Below are 21,535 nucleotides of genomic sequence, written 5' to 3'. Positions count from 1 at the left end.
TTAGAAAAAGAATTTCATTGTGGTCATAAGGTTGCTTCTGTCTTGCTCATTAGCCTTAAAGGCTTTATTGAAAGGGCTAGTAAAGTCATTGACCTTGTAGCCGGTGTGCATGCTCACGGTATGGTATTCTAAATTCACATCAATACTAAAAAAATCATTCCATTTATAGCCAAGATTGAGATTGAGTGATTTTTCGCTCGCTCTAGTCGCATGGGTGTATCTGGCTAAAATGCCCCATAAAAATCTCTTATACACGCTCCCACCAAAGATATACCCACTAATGGCATTTGGAGCAATGGCATTGCTAAAAACCCCACCATAAACGCTATTGTCTCTTATGTTAATAGGAAGTGGGTTGCCATACCAGCCAATTTTTGCATTAGCGTTGCCAAAATTTTGATAATATCCAAAGCCAAAGTTAAATTCATTATAATCAAAGCGTTGGTGGATGAGTAATGAAGAAGCCCACTTTCCTACTTTAGCGTTACGCCAATATGCACCACTCAAATCTGATGCACAAATAGGAAAAATAACATTAATAATCGTTTGAGAGCGTAGTCCTAAGCCTTTGAATTTAGAATTGCTATCAACATGGAGTTTAATGCCTGGTGCTTCGTAGGTTTTAGGCGAGAAATAAATATAAGGTATGATTTTGACATACTTGCTAGAAAAATTGATTTGTGCGGCATGAATACCATTATTACTAGCTTTGTTGCCATGCTCTGTAACAATAGGGGAATACCAGTCTCGTATCCATTGCCCCATAGCTAAAGCTCTTCCAAAAGAGCTGAACCATTTTAACGCTACTATAGAATTGATTTTATAATCGCATTCAAAACCTTGTGTGTGCATGCTCATAAAATCCATGTTAGACAGATAACGCCCAAGCTTGAGATGAAATTTATCACTATAAGAGTAAAATAAATAGGCATTGTATAGCACATAATTGCGAGTGTGGGTATTAGACTCTATGCGAGAGTGTTTCCAAGGAGCATTGCCCAAATACCCCCACCAACGCCCTATATAAGTATAGATTTCTGAGCCATAGATTTGATGAGTGGCTTGGTCTATAATTGTTTTGGTAGAATCATAAGCTACTCCTCCTAAAATCCCACCGATTCCTATTTTTAGGTTATGATTTTCAATTCTTTTGGGGAGTAGATTTGCATCAGCTTGAAGTTTAATGGTAGTAGTTACAAAGCTTTCTGTAGGAAAAATCCCTTCTTTAGAATTGAGCTTAGAATGATTAAACCCCACTTTAGAAAAAGATTCTGCTATACCGCTAATCCTATAATCAAAAGCTTGTAAAGGTGTGTAAGTGTAAAGAATAGAAACAATAAATAATGGCAATTTGCGGAACTTTAGCATGAATAGACCCCATGTTTAATCATTGTTTATATCTTAATGTATTTTTCTTAAAAAATCGCTAAAAATGAAAATATTAAAATTATTGCTCGTGTCTTATTTTTTTGTTTCTATAGGTTCAAAAGAATATCCTAGGGCTTGATAGATTTGATTTTTGTAATGGACTTGATTATCTTCTATATTTTCATGGAAAAATCTCTCAAATTTTGGGTCTAATATGCCTAGAAACATTTCTAATCCTATTGCACTAGAATAATTCACCCAGTCATGCCTTAAATCACTCTCTAATAATAATGCGTATTCTATGAGTTTTGCATCACTATTTTGTAAAGCACTCACTAAGAGCAAGTTTTTTCTGTCCTTAGGTTGTGTGAGTAGGAGCAAGGAAAGGTTGAAGTTGATTTGAGTAGAAAGCACTTTGATAGGCTTATTCTCCAAAAGTCCGATTTGAGAAAGAATGAGTCCGCTTTTTGTCGTAGGGGTGTTTAAAATCAAGGTGGCATCTTTAAAAAACTCATCGTTTTTTTTGAAGTCTTTAGAAAAGCTTGTAGCTCGCCTATAAGAGATGCTTTCTTGGTGTTTTACTTCAATGTTTAAGGCTTCTGTGGTCTGTCTCAAGCGTTCACCCATCAAGCCATCATCATCGTATTCAATAATGGGCGAATCAGGACGGATAAAGGATAATAACATGCCTAATTGCTCTTTATAATCAATTCCCCCAAAATACAACCGCTCACTTAAAGAATGCTGAGAATAATTTGTCAACTGCGTTTTATTCACGGTAGGCACATAAGTAGGAATGCTGATGGTGGTTTTTTGGAGCAAATTTTCTACCCCTTCTTTAGTCAATAAAGCGATGACAAAAGGAAATTTCTCTTTTTCAATTTCTTTATAGGCTTGCTCTAATTTTTCGGGGGTTTCTTCATGGCTGTCAAAGACTTGGATATTAAAATCATTGTCTCTAGTATTCAAATAGGCTAGAAGGGTATTCATTACAGAAATCGCATAACGCCCCACGACTACTTTGGGTAGCAAAATGGCTAATTCAATTCTAGGCTGGTAATTATTCTTATGGGAAGTTTGAGAAGCGACCAACATAGGGTTGAGCTTATTAAGTATTTCTTGATAGTAATTTTTTAAGGTTTTATCTTGGGTATGATAATCATATTGAGACACAAACGAAAAGATTTTATTTTCTTGCATTAAGTCTTTCAAGCACTCTAAAGAGCAAGGCTTTGTTTTGACAATTTGCTGGTGTGCTGGGGGCAAGGGAGAGAATAAATAGCTTTTTGCATTTAAACCTATCGCACAAAAGGTCAAAAAAGCAGGCACAAGGTGCTTCAAAAATCTTTCTTTTAAGATGTGTGGCATTTTATATCTTTAAACTTGAAATTCATTAAAACCTTTATTATAGAATATTTAGCTCTCAAAGGGGACTGATTTTAGCATTTTTAAAACAATGAATTGATTTTGGTTATAATTAAGCTAGTTTTAAATTCAAGGATAGTTTTTGAGTAAAAAGAAGTTAACGCATTTTGTTAGCTGTGCGGGTTGAGCGGCCAAAGTAGGTCTGGAAGACCTAGCACATTTAATGGCCAATCTCAAACAAACTGATGACAAAAATTTATTAGTGGGCTTTAAAGAAAGCGATGATTGTGGGATTTATCGTTTAAAAGATAATGCACTTTTAGTTCAAAGCGTGGATTTTATCACGCCTGTTGTAGATGACGCTTTTATGTATGGACAAATTGCAAGTGCGAACGCCCTAAGTGATGTTTTTGCTAAAAGAGCTAGGGCGTTAACGGCTATGAGCTTACTCATGTGGGATAAAGAACATTTAGAAACCACAGACATTCAAGCCATTTTAGAAGGGGCTCAAACTAAGCTAGATGAAGCTAAGTGTGCTTTAGTAGGGGGGCATAGCATAGTGGATAAAGAGCAAAAATACGGACTGAGCGTAACAGGCATTATAGAAGATGAGATTTTTTGGCGTAATAATAGTGCGCTAATAGGCGATAGCATAATTCTAACTAAACCCATAGGAAGTGGGATACTCACTACCGCCTTAAAAAGGGGCTTAATGGAGTATTCTAGCTCACTAGAAGTCGTGCAATCTATGGCAAGCTTGAATCTAAAAGCTAAAGAAATCGCTCAGAAATTTGAAGTGAGTGCTTGCACTGATGTAACCGGTTTTGGGCTTTTAGGGCATTTAAAAGAAATGTTAAATGAGTGTATTTCTATTGAAGTGATGGCTAATGAAGTGCTTGTATTTGATAGGGCTATGGAATTTTTAGAAAACGATGTAGTGCCTATGGGAAGTAGGAAAAATAAAGAATTTTTAAGCCCTTTTGTTCAATCTCATTTTAAGGGGAATGATTTGATTTTTTATGACGCTCAAACTTCAGGGGGCTTACTCATTGCCTTGAATGAAAAAGATGCCAAAGTATTATGCAAGCAACTTGTAGATAATGGCATTCAAGCAAGCATTATCGCACAATGTAAACCACGACAAGACTACGCTCTAAAACTTGTATAAAAATCTAAAAACAGGCGCTTGTTAAGAAGTTATGAGTGGGGCTTATGCTATACTTAACACTTTTAAAATAGTAGGGATTAAATTTTTGGTATAGTATAAATAATGGAAAATCAATTAAAAATGTGTCGCATTAAAGCCTTGTGTTTCTTAACTTTGTGTTGCTTTATAGCCATACTCAATAGTTCTGAAAACACCCTAACAAAAACCTTAAAAGGTGAAAGGTTATTATGGGATAATAGGCTCACTCTCTTAGGGTTTTTGGAGCGTAATCATGTGCCACAAAAACTCTACTACAACCTAAGCTCTCAAGATAAGGAATTGAGTGCAGAAATCCAAAGCAATGTTACTTACTATACTTTGAGAGATGAAAACAATACGCTTATTCAAGCTCTCATTCCTATCAGCCAAGATTTGCAGATTCATCTGTATAAAAAAGGGGAGCAATATTTTTTAGATTTTATTCCTATTGTCTATACTCGTAAGGAAAGAACCCTTATTCTTTCTTTACAAACTTCGCCTTATGAAGATATTATCAAAGCCACTAAGGACACCCTTTTAGCCCATCAACTCATCAATGCGTATAAAAAAAGCGTGCCTTTTAAACGCCTAGCAAGAAAGGATAAAATTGCTATCGTTTATACAAGGGATTATCGTGTGGGTCAAGCGTTTTCTCAACCGGCTATTAAAATGGCAATGGTTAGCACTCGTTCTCATCAATACTATATTTTTTCTCATTCAAATGGCCGTTACTACGATTCAAAAGCACAAGAAGTGGCTGGATTTTTATTAGAAACCCCTGTAAAATACACCCGTATTTCTTCGCATTTTTCTTATGGGAGATTCCATCCTATTTTGAAAGTCAAACGACCCCATTATGGCGTGGATTATGCAGCAAAACATGGCACATTGATTCGTTCAGCATCAGATGGGCGTGTGAGTTTTGTAGGGGTTAAGGGAGGGTATGGAAAAGTGGTTGAAATCAATTATATGGGCGAGTTGCGATTAGTTTATGCTCATATGAGTGCTTTTGCTAAGGGGTTAAAAAGGGGCATGCTGGTTAAAAAAGGACAAATTATAGGTAGAGTAGGAAGCACTGGTTTAAGCACAGGGTCGCATTTACACTTTGGGGTGTATAAAAACTCTCGCCCCATTAATCCTTTAGGGCATATCCGCACCACCAAAAGCAAGTTACACGGCAAACAAAAAGAGATTTTTTTAGAAAGAATTAGGCGTTCTCAACAAAGATTAGAAGAGCTTTTTAAAACCCATTCTTTTGAAAGAAATTCATCTTATCTTTTAGAAGGTTTTTAATGCCTTATTTTGAGAATTTTTTGAAACAACAATCTTTGGTCAATGCTTCTAGTGTGCGTTTAGAGTCTTGTTCTCACTCTGCGTATATAGAGCCACAACGCATGCATTATAATGAAGCAGGTGTTAAGAAGTCATGGGATATTATTAAGTCCTTAGATAGCGTAGCGATTTTACTCTACGAAAAAGAGCTTAATTGCTTTGTAGTAGTGAAGCAATTTCGCCCAGCGATTTATGCACGCCATCTTAATTTTGAGCAAGCTATTGATGGATACACTTATGAATTGTGTGCGGGACTTGTAGATAAACCTAATAAGAGTTTAGAAGAAATTGCTTGCGAAGAAGTGTTAGAAGAATGCGGTTATCAAATTAAGCCTAAAAACTTAGAAAAAATAGGTGAATTTTATAGTGCGACAGGGTTAAGTGGGAGCTTGCAGACACTCTATTACGCTGAGGTTTGTGCGAGTTTGAAAGTTTCAGAAGGTGGGGGAATTGATACAGAAAAGATTGAAGTGTTGTTTTTAAAAAGATTAAAAGCCCTTGATTTTATTACAGATTTTCAATACGCTAAGACCACTGGATTAAGCTTGGCAATTTTATGGCATTTAAAAAAATTTAAAAATATTTAAAAGGAATTTTATGATAAGCCGTTTGATAGGACTTCTTCTAGTAAGTTTTGTAAGCTTACAATCAGCCCCATGGCAAGAACCCTTAAGAGTGAGCATAGAATTTGTGGATTTACCCAAGAAAATCATGCGTTTTCCGGCTAATGATTTGAAAGTGGGGGAATTTGGTTTTGTGATGACTAAACTTTCAGATTATGAAGTCGTTAACTCTGAAGTGGTGGTTATTGCTGTTGAAAATGGCGTAGCAACTGCCAAATTCAAATCGTTTGATTCTATGAAGCAACGCCATTTACCCACCCCAAGAATGGTTGCTAAAAAGGGTGATTTAGTCTATTTCAGACAATTTAACAATCAAGCGTTTTTAATCGCTCCTAATGATGAAATTTATGAACAAATCAAAGCCACCAATACAGACATTAGTTTTCTTAGCTCCGATTTGCTCGTTACTTTTTTAAATGGCTTTGACCCCAAAACGACTAATTTAAGAAAGGCTTGCAATGTCTATAGCGTAGGAATTATCTATCTTGTAACTACAAACACACTTAATATTTTAGATTGTCAGAGTTTTGAAATTTTAGAAAAAAGAGCTATAGATACAAGTAGCGTAAAAAAGACTTCTAGACCTTTTTTCTCTAGGGTTGAAGGCATAGATACTGGCACATTAGGGAAGCTTTTTTCAGGTAATCACTCTAAGAATTACTTCACTTATTATGATGCATTAATTAGCAAGGAAAGACGCAAAGAAGTGAGGATTGAAAAGCGAGAAGAGAAAATTGATGCCAAAGAAAATAAGCGTGAAATCAAGCAAGAAGCCATTAGAGAACCTAAGACTAAAGAGCCTAAGCCAGAAAATAACACGACATTAGAGAATACTAAAGAAAGCGCTCCTACCTTAGAAGAAAAGAATTACCAAAAAGAAGAGCATAAGCTTAGTTCTAAGGAAGAAAGGCGTCGCTTAAAAGATGAAAAGCGCAAAGCTAAAGCTGAAAAAAGAGCCAAAGAGCTTGAAGAGAGACAAAGAGAACAAGAAGAGCAAGATGAAAGAGAGCTTGAAGAAAGAAGAAAAGCCCTAGAGGCAAGCAAAAGGCAACAATAATGTTAGCCAAACAACATCTTAAATATTTTAAAAATTTAGTGGGGGAAGAAGATTTTTTCACCGATTTAGCCCATTTGAACGCTTATGCTTATGACGCTACAAGAGAGCGTTATTTACCAGATGGCGTAATTTTTCCTAAAAATGAGCAAGAAATTAGTGCGATTCTAAAATATTGTAACGAGCATAAAATTATTATTGTGCCAAGAGGCGCAGGTAGTGGGTTTACAGGTGGGGCATTGAGTGTGAGTGGGGGACTCATTTTAAGTGTAGAAAAGCATATGGATAAAATCTTAGAGATTGACACTAAAAATTTAATCGCACGAGTAGAACCCGGTGTGATTAACAAGCATTTTCAAAACGAAGTGGAAAAATTAAATTTATTCTACCCCCCAGACCCAGCGAGCGAAAATCAAAGCACCTTAGGGGGGAATGTCGCAGAAAATGCCGGTGGCATGCGTGCAGCAAAATATGGCATTACAAAAGATTATGTCATGGCTTTAAGAGTGGTGCTAGCTAATGGCGAAATTATTAGAGCGGGTAAAAAAACGATTAAAGATGTTGCAGGCTTTAACACAACAGGCTTGATGATTGCAAGTGAGGGGTGTTTAGGCGTAATTACTGAGATTACTTTAAAACTTTTAGCTAAACCGCCTTTAAAACAGAGTGCGATGGGAGTTTTTAATCATATTGATGATGCTATGAATGCAGTCTATAGGACTATGAGTAGTGGCGTTACGCCTGTGGCTATGGAATTTTTGGATAATTTAAGCATTAGGGCTGTTGAAGAAAGATTTTCTAAAGGCTTGCCCAAGAGTGCTGGGGCGATACTCATCACTCAAGTTGATGGTGTGGTGCAAGAACAAATCCTATGGCAATTAAAGCAAATAGAAAAGCATTTTAAAGAAAATGGTTGCAAAAATTTTAAAATCGCTCAAAATGAACAAGAAGAGCAAGATTTGTGGTTTGCAAGGCGTAATGCATCTCAAAGTATTAGTATTTATGGCAAAAAGAAGTTGAATGAAGATGTAACTGTGCCAAGGGCAAGTTTGCCAAGTTTATTAAAAGAAGTTGCAAAGATTAGTGAAAAATATGGCTTTAAAATCCCTTGCTTTGGCCATACAGGTGATGGCAATGTGCATGTGAATGTTATGGTAGAAAATCCTGAGAGAGATTTAGAAAAAGGCCATCAAGCTATGGAAGAGATTTTTCAAATAGCTATCAGTTTGGAAGGGACTTTGAGTGGGGAGCATGGTATAGGATTGTCTAAGGCTAAATTTATGCCCCTAGCTTTTAACACACAAGAAATGCAATTTTTTAGAACGATTAAAAAAGCCCTTGACCCAAACAATATTTTAAACCCTTTTAAAATGGGGTTGTAAGGATTTTATGCTAAGAATAGCAACTGTATTTAGTGGGATTGGAGCTATAGAGCATGCTCTAGAGCGAATGCAAGTAAAACACGAAATTATTTTTGCTTGCGATAATGGCGATGTGGATATTTTCACGCCAAAAATCGCTGAGTTAAGCTCTGATTATTTGGGAAATATGTTAAATTCTACTGAAATCATTGACTCTAACTTGCAAATCAAGAAAGAATTTTTATTACAAAAATTAAAAGAAACGCATTTAAGTCCTAAAGAGCTTAAAGAATATGGCATACAAGTAGGTATGCTAATGGAACAGATGAAAATTTTACAAACCAAGCAACAATTAAAAACATTACATAGTTTTCAAGAAAAAAAAGAGTTCATAGATAATCTCTATAGTAATAAACTTAAAAACAACAAAGTGATGCAGAGTTATTTAGCTAACTATAACCTTTCTAAAGAACATTATCATCAAAATGTCTGTTTTCTAGATGCAAGTTTTTATCAAAAAAAAGTGGATTTATTGGTTGGGGGTAGTCCGTGCCAGAGTTTTAGTTTGGTGGGGAAACAAAGGGGATTAGAAGATACAAGAGGCACGCTTTTTTATGAATACGCACGATTGATAAAAGAAATACAGCCTAAAGTTTTTATTTACGAGAATGTTAAAGGATTGTTAAGTCATAATCGTGGAGAGACTTTTAAGATTATGGAGCAAGTTTTTGATGCACTAGGATATACTAGATATAAAGCTGTTTTGAATGCTAAAGATTATGGAATACCTCAAAATAGAGAACGCTTATTTGTGGTAGGGTTTAGAAAGGATTTGGGGGTAAAAGATTTTTGTTTTCCTAAACCTATTCTCTTAACAACAAGCATGCAAGATTTTTTATTGGACAATGTGCAAGATAAGTATTATCTCAAACAAAAAGGCATTGACTTTGTTTGTGCATCAAAGAATTTAACTAAGCGATACACACAAGTGAATGGAAAAATCGCATTGTGTCAAAAGAAAAACCAGCAATACAACTGGCATGGTGATTTTATTCAAGAGAGTTTAGAAAAATATTTTCTTTCACAAAAAGTTAAAGACTATGTTTTATCAAGCGGCACAAAAGGGTTTTTCTCTAAACCTAAAGTGGATTTAAATATTGCTAGACCTTTGCTTACAACTATGCATAAAATGCATAGGGCTGGGGTAGATAATTATGTTAATACTCAAGGGCGTTTGAGAAAATTAACTCCCAAGAGAGTGTTTGCGTTTAATGGGTTTTTGTGATAGTTTTAAAATTGTAGTCTCTGATACGGCTATGTATCAACAAGCAGGAAATTCCATTGGTTGTAGATGTGCTAATCCATATCATGCAAGAAATTTTTAAGGCTTATCCTAAGTTAAAGGCACATAATGAGTGATTTAAGATTACATAATCAATCATTTAGAATATTAGATACCTTAGAATTTATTCCTTTAACAGATAGCTTTGTAAAAAATAAAATTGGCACTGGGCATGGGGAGGCTAAGTTGTATGTTGGCAATGAAAATGAACGCACTTATCATTTCTTTGGAGATTTTAAGAAACCTTTAAAGTGTTTCTTTATTAAAAAAGATTTCTTAAAATATTTAAAATTAGCCCAAAATGAATTTGAAAGCCCAGAGTAAAATTACCAAAACAAGAATGAAATGGGGAAGAAATTTTTATTACTCTTAGCTCAGTGTCAGCAATTTGATGAGACTTTTTTAGAATTTGAGCTTTATAGAGTAGGCGTTAAACCGCCGAGAGTTTATGCAAATTCTCCATCGCTTTATTATGACTTTATGCGTTCTGTTGGGTTAGCTAACATTTCTTATTTGTCTGTGCTTAAATTAGAGACAAATACAAAAGAAATTCTTTTTTATTTTAAAATATTTATAGACTACAATCCAGAGATTTTGTGCTATCAACACAATACTCCTAAAATAAAAATGCCTAAAAAACAAGTATCACTTACTCAAGCTAGAATGGGTCAAGGGGAATACCGCCATAAACTTTTATTAGAATGCCCGTTTTGTCCTTTTACAATGGTTAATGATGAGCATTTGTTGATTGCTTCACACATTAAGCCATGGATTAAATGTGATGATAAGGAAAAAATAGACCCTAAAAATGGAATTATTCTCACACCAACCTATGACAAATTATTTGATAGAGGCTTTATCTCATTTGATGAAAATAAAAGACTTTTACTCTCCCCTTGGCTTTCGCCTATGAATATAAAACGCCTAAACCTTAGTGAAAATAAAATCATTAAAGAATTGCAACTGGATATACAAAGAGAAAATTATATGCAATATCATAGAGAGAATGTTTTTAAAAGATAGTAGCAATATTAAAAAAGAGAGAATTTTTATTGTGAGTGTGGGTTATAGTATAATAAGGAAAACTTAATATTAGGTTTTACTAAATGCGAGAAAATAAAATTTTTTTGTTAAATTGAACCTATTATTAATACTAAAGATGTTAAAAAAATTGATAGCACTACTTTAGATACTTATCAAATTACAGATAATCAAAAAACAGAGTTACCTATAAGATTTGATGGAGTTGTATTGAAAAAGTCTAATGATGATTATGACTTCCTTAATAGGCAGTTTTATAATAATTTTAATGCTTTGGAGCTTGAAAGAGATTAATTTTTTAAATCAAAAATAAAAATAAAGGAGTTATTAGTATGAAAATTGGCATTTATGGAGCGAGTGGGCGTGTAGGACAATTACTCTTAGAAGAGTTAAAGGGGGGTTATAAAGGACTTGTTTTAACCAGCGTGTTTGCAAGACAGAAATGTGAAATGGATTTTGGCCATTTTTCACACACTCCCCTAGTAACCAACGACTTAAAAGCGTTTGTAGAAGCGTGTGAATGCGTGATTGATTTTTCTTTGCCAAAAGGTGTGGATAGTTTGTTAGACACTCTTTTAGAATGCCCCAAGATTCTCGTCTCTGGCACAACCGGACTAGAAAAAGAAACGCTAGAAAAAATGCAAAGCCTAGCTTTAAAAGTGCCCCTTTTACATGCCCATAACATGTCTTTAGGTGTTGCGATACTAAATCAATTAGCCTTTTTGGCTTCTTTGAAACTACAAGATGCAGATATTGAAATTGTAGAAACACACCATAATCTTAAAAAAGACGCTCCAAGTGGCACTGCACTAAGCTTGTATCAAACCTGTGTAAAAGCTAGGGGTTATGATGAGAAGAAGGCTCTTATGACAAACAGAGAAGGCTTGCGCTCCAAAGAGAGTATTGGTGTGGTCGCACTAAGGGGGGGCGATGTAGCGGGGAAGCACACGATAGGATTTTATTTGCAAGGCGAATATATAGAGCTTAGCCATACAGCTACAAATCGTTCTATCTTTGCTAAGGGGGCTTTAGAAGTCGCTTTATGGCTCAAAGATAAAAAAGCTAAAAAATATGAGATTAAAGAGATGTTTAGTTGAGTAGTATACTATTTGGGTATAAGAAACACCGAGCTGATGTCAATTTTGGCATAAAGGGATTGTTACCATAATGGAGGTATTTTAGTTGTATAATGTTAAGTTAGAACTAAGAGTTATGAAGGGGTTATTGTTATGGTTTATAGAAATGGAAAAACTATCTTAAGAAACAAACACTTTAATAAAAATTTTAAGCACTCTTTTAGGGGTATAAAAAAGAAAATCGCTAAGAAATACAGGGCTAAACGCTCTTATAGTAACTCATTTAAAACTTATTCTAGCCTTTCTATGCCTATAAACAAGAAAATATTCTTAGGACTTGGGCTAATCTCAGTTTTGAGTGCTCAAAACGCTCAAGATATGACCCATAGCGTTTGGGAATTATGGAATGAAAACAAGGCTGGAAGCAACACTTCTTACTATGTTAGGCATTTACGCACTTATGCTGGGGGGAATAGAGGCTTTACGCAAAATTATGGCAATAATTCCTTGTTTATTGGCACAAATAATGCCACTCAGACCCCCAACAACTCTTCAAGTATATGGTTTGGGGGGAGTAACGCTCAAAGCGGTTATGTGGGCTTTATCACTGGGCTATTTATGGCTAAAGATATTTATATGACAGGAACTATAGGTTCTGGTAATGCTTGGGGGACCGGTGGGGGTGCAACTCTTGTTTTTGAAAGCTCAAGCACTTTAACAACTGATGGGGCTAATTTCCAAAATAATAGGGCTGGGACACAGACTTCTTGGATAAATTTAATTTCAAATCAGAGTATTAATCTAAAAAACACAAATTTTAGCAATCAAACCCCTAATGGGGGCTTTAAAGTCAAATCTCAAAGTATCAATTATAGTGGCGGAACGGTCAGTGGTGCGGCTTTTGACTTGGATAATGTTAATAGTAGTGGCACAACTACCATTAGTGGGGTGAATTTCAATAATAATGGTTCGCTCACTTATAAGGGGGGAAATGGTAGTGGGAGGAGCATAACCTTTACTAATTCTAATATTAATCATTACACACTCAATCTTAATGCTGAAAATATTACCTTTAATAACAGCACTTTAGGGAGTGTGCCTAATGGAAATGCAAATACCATAGGAAGTGCTTATACCCTTAATGCAAATAATATTACTTTTAATAACTTGACCTTTGATGGGGGCTGGTTTGTTTTTAGTAAGCCAAATGCCAACATTAATTTTCAAGGCACAACTACGATTAATAACCCTACTTCACCTTTTTTAAATATGAGTGGGAATGTTAAAATTAATCCTAATGCACTCTTTAACATTCAAAATTACACGCCTAGTCTAGGAGGCACTTACACACTTTTTAGCATGAAAAGTGGCACTATCAGTTACAATGATGTGGGTAATTTGTGGAATATCATTAGGATTAAAAACACACAAGCTACAAAAGACACTAATAGCAATGCTACAAGCTCTGCTAATGGCACCCACACTTATTATGTAACTTACAATTTAGGTGGCACGCTCTATAATTTTAGGGAAGTCTTTAGCCCTAATTCCATTATTTTACAATCCATTTATTATGGTGCAAATGGTATTTACTACACGCATGGGGTGAATATCTATAACAATGTTTTTAATTTAAAAACTATCAACAATAATCAAGATAATACGGTGTTTTATCTCAATGGCATGGTTACTTGGAATTACACGAATGCGAGTTTCACTCAAACTTATAGTGGAAAAAATAGTGCCTTAGTTTTTAACGCCACTACCCCTTGGGCTAATGGCACAACCCCTAATTCTAATAGCATGGTGCGTTTTGGAGGGTATGAAGGAGTCAATTGGGGAAAAACCGGCTATATTACCGGCACTTTCACAGCAGATAAGATTTATATTACTGGCACCATGATGAGCGGTAATGGAGCACAGACTGGTGGGGGAGCGACTTTACGCTTCGTGGGTGCGACTGAAATTAATATCGCTGGAGCTGATTTTAAAAATCTAAAGACCACTTCACAACAATCCTACATGACTTTTACTAGTATGGGAAATAACGGCTCTAGTAGCGGTAAAATTAATGTTTCGCATTCTAATTTTTATGACTGGAGCAATGGGGGGTATGATTTTACAGGTAATGGCACCTTTGATAGCGTGAATTTCAATCAAGCCCATTATAAGTTTCAAGGCTCTCACAATACTTACACTTTCAAAAACACGAAGTTTTTAGCAGGAAATTTTGCTTTTCAAGGCAATACAACCATAGAAAATCATTCTGTTTTAGACAATGGCACTTATTTGTTTAATGGAGCTAACAACACTTTTAACTCTAGCACATTTAATAATGGCTCGTTTAACTTCAGCCACACGCAACAAACAGACACTTTTAGCAACAACACTTTTAATAACGGCTCGTTTGGTTTTAACGCTCAACAAGTAAACTTTAATGGGAATACTTTCAATGGGGGTGTGTTTAATTTCAACAAGACCCCTAGCGTGAGTTTTTCTAATGACACTTTTAATGTCAAAAACGGCTTTATTTTAGATGGAGCGAATACAAATTTCACTTTTAATAGTGGCGTGGTGTTTAATTTACAAGGATTATTGAGTGGTTTAAATGTTGGCACAAGTTATAAATTAGCGAGAGCTAATAGTATTAACTATGGCAATAGCACTAACTTATACCAAATGTTGCGTTGGACTAGTGGAAGTAATCCTAGTGGCACGCTTATTCCTGAAAAGAATAACACTAGTTCGCCTAATGATGCCAAAATCTATAATGTCAAATTCACAGATAATGGTTTGACTTACTATATTAGAGAGAATTTTACGCAAGGCATTACACTCACTCGTTTATGCACTCTAGGATATACGCATTGTGTGAATATCCATGAAAATGCATTTTGGCTCAAAGATATTAATGATAGTGCTAGTAGCACCGTATTTTATCTCAATGGCATGACCACTTGGAAGAATGCTGGCATAGGCACTTTCACGCAAAATTATAGTGGTGCTGATAGTGTTTTGGTATTCAATCAAACTACCCCTTTTGAAGAAGGAGCAAATCCGACTTCAAATAGTGTGATTAGTTTTGGAAAAACTTCAGGGGCTGAATGGGGGCTAGTGGGTTATATCAACGGCACTTTTAAAGCAAATCAAATTGATATTACCGGCACTATTCGTTCTGGTAATGGGGCAAAAACCGGTGGGGGAGCGACTTTAGTCTTTAACGCCCAAAAGAGTTTGAATATCGCTAATGCAAATCTCAACAGCGATAAGGCTGGTTTGCAAAATTCATGGATGAAGTTCATTGTGGATAATGGTAATTTGAATGTAAAAAACGCTCATTTTAGCAACCAAACCCCACAAGGGGGCTTTAATCTCAAAGCAAATAGTATTACTTGGGATGGGGGGTCTGTAAGTGGGGGTGGGAATTTTGGCGTGGATAACACTAATGCTAGTGGGAGTGCTGTGATTAAGAATGTTACTTTTAGTGGCAATGGCACTCTGATTTATAAGGGGGGCGAAAATAATGCCGGCAATTCTTTAACCCTAGAAAACAATTCGTTTAATTCCTATAATATCAATACAAAGGCTCAAAAGCTCATTTTTGACAACAACACTTTTAATGGGGGAAGTTATTCGTTTAATAACGCTCAAAACATCTCGTTTAAAGGCACGAACACGCTGATTAATAGCGACCCTTTTAAGCATCTTCAAGGTTCAATCGCTATTGAGAATAAGAGCATTTTTAATATTGAAAGGGATTTAAAGAATAACACCACTTACACGCTTTTAAGTGGGAGTGCCATTAAATACAATAATGAGAGTTTGGCTGATAATGTTTTTTCAAAAAGCCTATGGAATATTATTCATTATGATGGCGAACAGGGGACTTTATTAAGGAATGATAACAACACTTATTTTGTGCAATTCACGCAGAGTAATGGTCAAAAATTTGTCTTTGAAGAGACTTTTAATCACGGCTCTATCACCTATAAATATTTTACCATTGATTCTTCACCCATCCACATAGGCACTAGCTCTAAAGATATTTGGGGGCAAATCCAAAAACAATTTGATTTTATTCCAGGAAAAATAGCCGTTTGTTCTGGAGTGTGTTATATCGCCCCATCTAAAAATCAAGACCTTATCGGTTCGACAGCTTTAGCGTGGTCGACTAACTTTGGAGCCACGGTGGTAGGGACTTTGCTTTTAGGAAGTGCACAAGAACAAGCGAATGACAATGGGGGTTCTATTTGGTTTGGTAAGAATAATTTATTGTATTTGCATGGTAATTTTAATGCGACTAATATCTTTTTAACGAATAATTTTAATGTGGGAAATCCTAACGCAGGCGGAGGGGCAACGATTAATTTTAACGCTGATGAAACCTTGAATGCTGATGGATTGAATTATACGAATTTTCAAACCGTTGCTCTAGGGTTACAAACAAGTAGTAGCCAGCATTCATGGGCAAATTTCAATTCTAAGCTTTCTATGGATATTAAAAATTCTAACTTCAGGGATTTCACTTGGGGGGGCTTTAATTTCAATTCAGGGCGTATGACTTTTGAAAACTCCACTTTTAGCGGTTGGACAAATATTAATGGAGCGACTGAAAGCGGCTCATCGTATATGCGAGCCATAGCTAATACGGATTTGATTTTCACTAATTCTATTTTGGGTGGGGGCATGCACTATGAATTGAGAGCCAGTAATATTATCTTTAATAACTCTCAAATGGTTATTGATGTGTCTAAGAATGTGAATCAGTCGCTACTGAGTGGGAATGTTACTTTCAATAACTCTAGACTCACTGTTAAACCAAACGCTTCTATAAGCGTTGGAGACAATCAAACTCAAACCATTTTAGAAAACGCATCAAGCCTTTCTTTTTATAATGACAGCGTGGCACATTTTAATGGGAGAACCACCTTTGAGGGCGTAGCGTATTTGAATTTAAACCCTAACGCTCAAATCAGTTTTAATCAAGTGGATTTTAATAACGCTAATGTAACCTTTTATGGCATTCCTTTATTTGGTAAAACGCCTAATTTTGGTAATTCTGTGCGTCTTATTAATTTTACAGGGGACACGACTTTTAATCAATCCACATTGAATTTAAGGGCTAAAAATATCCACTTGAATTTTCAAGGCACTTCTACTTTTGAAAATGATTCTATTATGAATTTAGCTCAAAGTTCTCAAGCAAGCTTTAATACTCTCAATGTAGAAGGGACAACGAATTTTAATCTCAATAGCTCAAGCCAATTGAATTTTAATGGAGTTAGCTCGTTTAACGCTCCTACAAGTTTCTATGCTAATGCTTCTCAAATCTCTTTCACTAATCAAGCGGTTTTTAACTCCAGTGTCTTATTTGATTTGGGACAAAACAGCACTCTAAATTTTCAAAAAGTCGTGTTAAATGGCACTTTAAATCTCTTAGGGGGTGGTAGCAATACTCTAGCTATTAATGCGAGTGGGAATTTTAGCTTTGGGACTAAGGGGCTTTTAAACCTGTCTTATGTGAATTTATTTGGTGGGGAGAACAAGGTTTATCAGATTTTACAGGCTCAAAGTATTGATGGTTTGGGTGGGGCGAGTGGCTATGAAAAAATCCGTTTTTATGGCATGCAAATTGATAAAGCTAGTTATTCTAATAACAATGGCAAACAATTATGGAGTTTTACTAATCCGCTCAACACTTCAGAGACCATTACAGAAACTCTACACAATAATCGTTTGAAGATTCAGATTGCTCAAAATGGCACCACTAATTCCAGCGTGATGTTTAATCTAGCCCCTAGTTTGTATAACTACAAACAAAACGCTTATGATGAAAGCACTAATTCCTATAATAATGTCAGCGACAAAGTCGGCACTTATTATCTAACGAGCAACATTAAAGGTTTGAATAAGAATAATGAGACGCCAGGAACTTATAATGCACTTAACCAACGCTTGCAAGCCTTACACATCTATAATCAGGCTATCACTAAGCAAGATTTAACAACGATTGCAAATTTAGGCAAAGAGTTTTTACCTAAAATAGCTAAGCTTCTATCTTCAGGGGTTTTAGATAGTCTTAATTTGAATAGTCCTAGTAGTTTTGAAACTATTTTAAATATTTTAAAAGAATATAATATCACTCTAAGCAGTACTGATTGGAAGAGCTTATTACATATTATCAATGGCTTTTCTAACACGATTAATCAGGATTTCTCTCAAGGCAATTTGGTTGTGGGGGCTACTAAAGAAGGGCAGACCAATACTAATAGCGTAATTTGGTTTGGGGGCGATGGGTATAAAGAGCCATGTGCAATTGGGGATAGCACTTGCCAAATGTTTAGAGAGACTAACTTAGGGCAATTGCTCCATTCTACTTCGCCATATTTAGGCTACATTAACGCTAACTTTAAGGCTAAAAACATTTATATTACCGGAACAATCGGTAGTGGGAATGCTTTTGGGAGTGGCGGAAGTGCGAATGTGTCTTTTGATAGTGGCACTAATTTAGTGCTTAATCAAGCCACCATTAAGGCTCAAGGGAGTGATAAACTTTTTTCTTATTTAGGGCAAGGTGGCATAGAGAAGATTTTTGGGGAAAAGGGCTTAGGGAATGTGCTTTCTAATATTATTTATGAAGAGAGCTTGAATAATAATGCGATTCCAAAGGGCTTGAGCGATATATTACCTAAAGATTTGGGGGCTAAGACTTTAGGTTCATTACTAAATCCTAGTGAAGTGAATAATCTCCTAGGCATGAGTGCTTTCAAAAATGCGATTATGGAGATTTTAAACACTAAAACGGTGGGAGATGTTTTTGGACCTAATGGGCTTTTAAATGCCCTAGACTCTGCTCAAAGAAAAGAAATTGATACCATGTTGCTCCAGCAAATTGAAGCCCATTCTTCAGGTTTTGAAAAATTTATGGTTAAAACTTTAGGGATTGATAATGTAGAAAACTTTATCAATAACTGGTATGGAAAGCAAAGCTTGAGTTCTTTTGCGAATAATTTTGTGCCGGGGGGATTAAATCAAGCCCTTGACAAAATAGGCTCTGACGCTGATGCTAAAGCCCTACAAAGCTTTTTGGATAAAACGACTTTTGGGGATATTTTAAGTCAAATGCTTGCTCAAACCCCTTTAATTAATAAACTCATCACTTGGCTTGGTCCACAGGATTTGAGCGTGTTAATCAATATCGCTTTAGAGAATATCACTAATCCAAGTAAGGAGTTAGTTAGCACCATTTCTAGCGTGGGTGAAAAAGTGTTAGATGATTTGCTCGGTCAAGGCGTGGTAACAAAAATCATGAACAATCAAGTCCTAGGGCAAATGATTAGTAAAATTATCGCTGATAAGGGCTTAGGGGGAGTTTATAATCAAGGTCTAGGCTCTATACTACCTAAATCTTTACAAGATGAGTTGAAGCAATTTGGCATGGGGTCTTTACTAGGCTCTAGGGGATTGCATAATTTTTGGCAAAAAGGGAATTTTAATTTCTTAGCGAAAAATTATGTCTTTGTGAATAACAGCTCTTTCAGTAACGCTACAGGTGGGGAGTTGAATTTCATAGCAGGTAAGTCTATTATCTTTAATGGGAATAACACCATTAATTTTACTGGGTATCAAGGCATGCTCTCATTCATTTCTAAAGATGTGTCTAATATTTCAATCAACACCTTAAACGCCACAAATGGTTTGATTCTTAATGCCCCACGAAATAATATTAGTGTGAAGCAAGGACAAATTTGTGTGAATATTTTGGATTGTGCGACTAATTCTAGCACTAAAGAAAACACTCATATCGCTTCAACAAGCTCTTCAAATGCGATAACCCCTACGAATGAAACACTAGAAGTGAATGCGAATAATTTCAGCTTCTTAGGAACGATTAAGGCTAATGGGGGGCTAGATTTCTCACATGTCCTACAAGATACGCTTATTGGGACTTTGAATTTGGAGCAAAATGCCACCCTTAAAGCTCATAATCTGAGTATTAACACCGCTTTTAATAATCAATCTGATTCTAGGGCTAGTATTAGTGGTAATTTCAACTTGCTTAAGGGGGCGACTCTAAGCACAAATGAAAATGGTTTGAGTGTGGGCGGTAATTTTTATAGTGAAGGGCAACTGATTTTTAATCTCAATAACCAAACAAATAAAGCAATTATTAATATCGCTGGCACTTCTACTATTATGTCTAATAATAATCAAGCCTTCATTGATGTTAATACTAAGCTCAAACAAGGCACTTACACGCTTATGGACGCTAAGCGTATGGTCTATGGCTATGATAATAAAAAGATTAATGGGGGAAGCTTGAGCGATTATCTCAAACTTTATACACTCATTGATTTTAATGGCAAACGCATGCAATTAAATGGCAATACCTTAAGCTATGATAACAAACCGGTTGATGTGAAAGATGGGGGCTTTGTGGTGAGCTTTAAAGACGCTCAAGGGCAAATGGTGTATTCATCTATCCTTTATAATAAGGTTCAAATTACCATTTCTGATAAGCCTATTATAATTCAAGCCCCTAATTTAGCCTACTATATCAACCACATTCAAGGTAGTAAGAGCTTGAGTGCTATCTATAAAGCGGGCGGTAGTAACGCCCTTATGTGGTTAGATGAGCTTTTTCAGGCTAAAGGGGGTAATCCATTATTTGCTCCTTATTATTTACAAGACCATTCTACTAAACACATTGTTACTTTAATGGAAGATATTACAAGTGCCTTAGGAATGCTCTCTAATCCTAGATTGAAAAATAATTCCACCGATTCTTTGCAGCTCAATACTTATACGCAACAAATGGGGCGTTTAGCCAAGCTCTCTAGTTTTGCTTCTTTTGCATCATCGGATTTTAGCGAACGCTTGAGTAGTCTTAAGAACAAGCGTTTTGCTGATGCAACGCCTAATGCTATGGATGTAGTTTTAAAATACTCTCAAAGAGATAAATTAAAAAATAATCTTTGGGTAACTGGTGTTGGGGGTGTGAGTTTTGTTAAAAGTGGCACAGGAACGCTCTATGGTATCAATGTAGGCTATGATAGGTTCATTAAGGGCGTAATTATAGGGGGGTATGCGGCTTATGCGTATAGTGGCTTTAATGACCGCATCACTTATTCTGGTTCTAATAATGTGAATGTGGGGCTATATGCTAGAGCCTTTATTAAAAAGAGCGAGCTGACCTTTAGTGTCAATGAAACTTGGGGGGCTAATCAAACCCAAATCAATTCTAACGATTCTTTATTGTCTATGATTAACCAGTCCTATAACTACAACACATGGACAACGAGTGCGAAACTCAATTATGGCTATGATTTCATGTTCAAAAATAAGAGCGTGATTTTTAAACCCCAAATTGGCTTAGGCTATTATTATATTGGCATAACCGGTTTAGAAGGCATGATGAATAATCCCCTCTATAATCAATTTAGGGCGAATGCTGACCCTTCTAAGAAATCGGTTTTAACCATTAATTTTGCCCTTGAAAACCGCCATTATTTCAATAAAAATTCTTATTTTTATGCGATTACTGGTATTGGGAGGGATTTATTTGTCAATTCTATGGGGGATAAAGTCGTGCGTTTTATTGGTGATAATACCTTGAGCTACAGAAAAGGCGAGCTTTACAATACTTTTGCGAGTATTACCACAGGCGGAGAAGTGAGATTGTTTAAAGGTTTTTATGCTAACGCTGGAGTGGGAGCAAGATTTGGCTTGAACTATGAAATGATAAACATTACAGGAAATGTTGGAATGCGTCTAGCGTTTTAAAAAT

At 35.8% G+C, this 21,535-nt stretch carries 11 protein-coding genes and 2 pseudogenes; 11 read left to right on the top strand and 2 right to left on the bottom strand.

Annotated features, from left to right (window positions below):
* A complete protein-coding gene (locus HCD_RS05565; RefSeq protein WP_014659599.1) occupies positions 1-1,368 on the bottom strand; it encodes an outer membrane family protein in 1,368 nt (455 codons plus the stop codon).
* 93 nt (positions 1,369-1,461) lie between these two features.
* Positions 1,462-2,736 carry a DDE transposase gene (locus HCD_RS05560; RefSeq protein ID WP_014659598.1) on the bottom strand — a complete coding sequence of 425 codons (1,275 nt, stop codon included), beginning with the start codon at positions 2,734-2,736 and terminating at the stop codon, positions 1,462-1,464.
* Between the two features lie 196 nt (positions 2,737-2,932).
* Between HCD_RS05560 and selD the strand changes: the two are divergent.
* The 11 genes and pseudogenes from selD to HCD_RS05515 all read left to right on the top strand — a co-directional run.
* A pseudogene (selD, locus tag HCD_RS05555) lies at positions 2,933-3,901 on the top strand (selenide, water dikinase SelD); the annotation flags it as partial.
* Between the two features lie 102 nt (positions 3,902-4,003).
* Complete coding sequence (locus HCD_RS05550; RefSeq protein WP_014659596.1) at positions 4,004-5,212, top strand: peptidoglycan DD-metalloendopeptidase family protein; 1,209 nt, start codon at positions 4,004-4,006, stop codon at positions 5,210-5,212.
* Complete coding sequence (locus tag HCD_RS05545; RefSeq protein WP_014659595.1) at positions 5,212-5,838, top strand: NUDIX hydrolase; 627 nt, start codon at positions 5,212-5,214, stop codon at positions 5,836-5,838. The genes HCD_RS05550 and HCD_RS05545 overlap by 1 nt, the downstream gene beginning before the upstream one ends.
* Positions 5,831-6,919 (top strand): annotated as a pseudogene (gene pgbA, locus HCD_RS05540) (plasminogen-binding protein PgbA); the annotation flags it as partial. The gene HCD_RS05545 and the pseudogene pgbA, both read left to right, overlap by 8 nt.
* A gap of 11 nt (positions 6,920-6,930) precedes the next feature.
* Positions 6,931-8,310, top strand: a complete 1,380-nt coding sequence (glcD, locus tag HCD_RS05535; protein ID WP_014659593.1) for a glycolate oxidase subunit GlcD — start codon at positions 6,931-6,933, stop codon at positions 8,308-8,310.
* A gap of 7 nt (positions 8,311-8,317) precedes the next feature.
* Positions 8,318-9,574: a DNA cytosine methyltransferase gene (locus tag HCD_RS05530; protein ID WP_014659592.1), complete on the top strand. Its 1,257-nt coding sequence runs from the start codon at positions 8,318-8,320 to the stop codon at positions 9,572-9,574.
* Entirely contained in the window at positions 9,561-9,674 is a 114-nt protein-coding gene (locus HCD_RS09690) for a DNA cytosine methyltransferase (RefSeq protein WP_265101264.1), read from the top strand. Before HCD_RS05530 ends, HCD_RS09690 begins: the two co-directional genes overlap by 14 nt.
* Positions 9,675-9,700: 26 nt before the next feature.
* On the top strand, positions 9,701-9,955 hold the full coding sequence (locus HCD_RS09560; RefSeq protein WP_014659591.1) for a hypothetical protein: 255 nt from the start codon (positions 9,701-9,703) through the stop codon (positions 9,953-9,955).
* Between the two features lie 21 nt (positions 9,956-9,976).
* Positions 9,977-10,654: an HNH endonuclease gene (locus HCD_RS05525; RefSeq protein WP_014659590.1), complete on the top strand. Its 678-nt coding sequence runs from the start codon at positions 9,977-9,979 to the stop codon at positions 10,652-10,654.
* Between the two features lie 350 nt (positions 10,655-11,004).
* Positions 11,005-11,769, top strand: coding sequence for a 4-hydroxy-tetrahydrodipicolinate reductase (dapB, locus tag HCD_RS05520; protein WP_014659589.1), 765 nt, complete (start codon positions 11,005-11,007; stop codon positions 11,767-11,769).
* Positions 11,770-11,901: 132 nt separating this feature from the next.
* Positions 11,902-21,531 carry a vacuolating cytotoxin domain-containing protein gene (locus HCD_RS05515; RefSeq protein ID WP_014659588.1) on the top strand — a complete coding sequence of 3,210 codons (9,630 nt, stop codon included), beginning with the start codon at positions 11,902-11,904 and terminating at the stop codon, positions 21,529-21,531.
* Positions 21,532-21,535 lie beyond the last annotated feature (4 nt).

It is taken from the genome of Helicobacter cetorum MIT 99-5656 (genome assembly GCF_000259275.1).
Classification (GTDB): Bacteria; Campylobacterota; Campylobacteria; order Campylobacterales; family Helicobacteraceae; genus Helicobacter; species Helicobacter cetorum.
Note: the sequence above shows the minus strand (reverse complement) of the source record. Positions and strands in the feature narration are given on the sequence as shown.

What these genes read in the sequence shown, in the direction of transcription:
- HCD_RS05565 (WP_014659599.1), bottom strand. Translation starts at nt 1,368, where the DNA reads ATGCTAAAGTTCCGCAAATTGCCATTATTTATTGTTTCTATTCTTTAC.
- HCD_RS05560 (WP_014659598.1), bottom strand. Translation starts at nt 2,736, where the DNA reads ATGCCACACATCTTAAAAGAAAGATTTTTGAAGCACCTTGTGCCTGCT.
- HCD_RS05550 (WP_014659596.1), top strand. Translation starts at nt 4,004, where the DNA reads ATGGAAAATCAATTAAAAATGTGTCGCATTAAAGCCTTGTGTTTCTTA.
- HCD_RS05545 (WP_014659595.1), top strand. Translation starts at nt 5,212, where the DNA reads ATGCCTTATTTTGAGAATTTTTTGAAACAACAATCTTTGGTCAATGCT.
- glcD (WP_014659593.1), top strand. Translation starts at nt 6,931, where the DNA reads ATGTTAGCCAAACAACATCTTAAATATTTTAAAAATTTAGTGGGGGAA.
- HCD_RS05530 (WP_014659592.1), top strand. Translation starts at nt 8,318, where the DNA reads ATGCTAAGAATAGCAACTGTATTTAGTGGGATTGGAGCTATAGAGCAT.
- HCD_RS09690 (WP_265101264.1), top strand. Translation starts at nt 9,561, where the DNA reads ATGGGTTTTTGTGATAGTTTTAAAATTGTAGTCTCTGATACGGCTATG.
- HCD_RS09560 (WP_014659591.1), top strand. Translation starts at nt 9,701, where the DNA reads ATGAGTGATTTAAGATTACATAATCAATCATTTAGAATATTAGATACC.
- HCD_RS05525 (WP_014659590.1), top strand. Translation starts at nt 9,977, where the DNA reads ATGGGGAAGAAATTTTTATTACTCTTAGCTCAGTGTCAGCAATTTGAT.
- dapB (WP_014659589.1), top strand. Translation starts at nt 11,005, where the DNA reads ATGAAAATTGGCATTTATGGAGCGAGTGGGCGTGTAGGACAATTACTC.
- HCD_RS05515 (WP_014659588.1), top strand. Translation starts at nt 11,902, where the DNA reads ATGGTTTATAGAAATGGAAAAACTATCTTAAGAAACAAACACTTTAAT.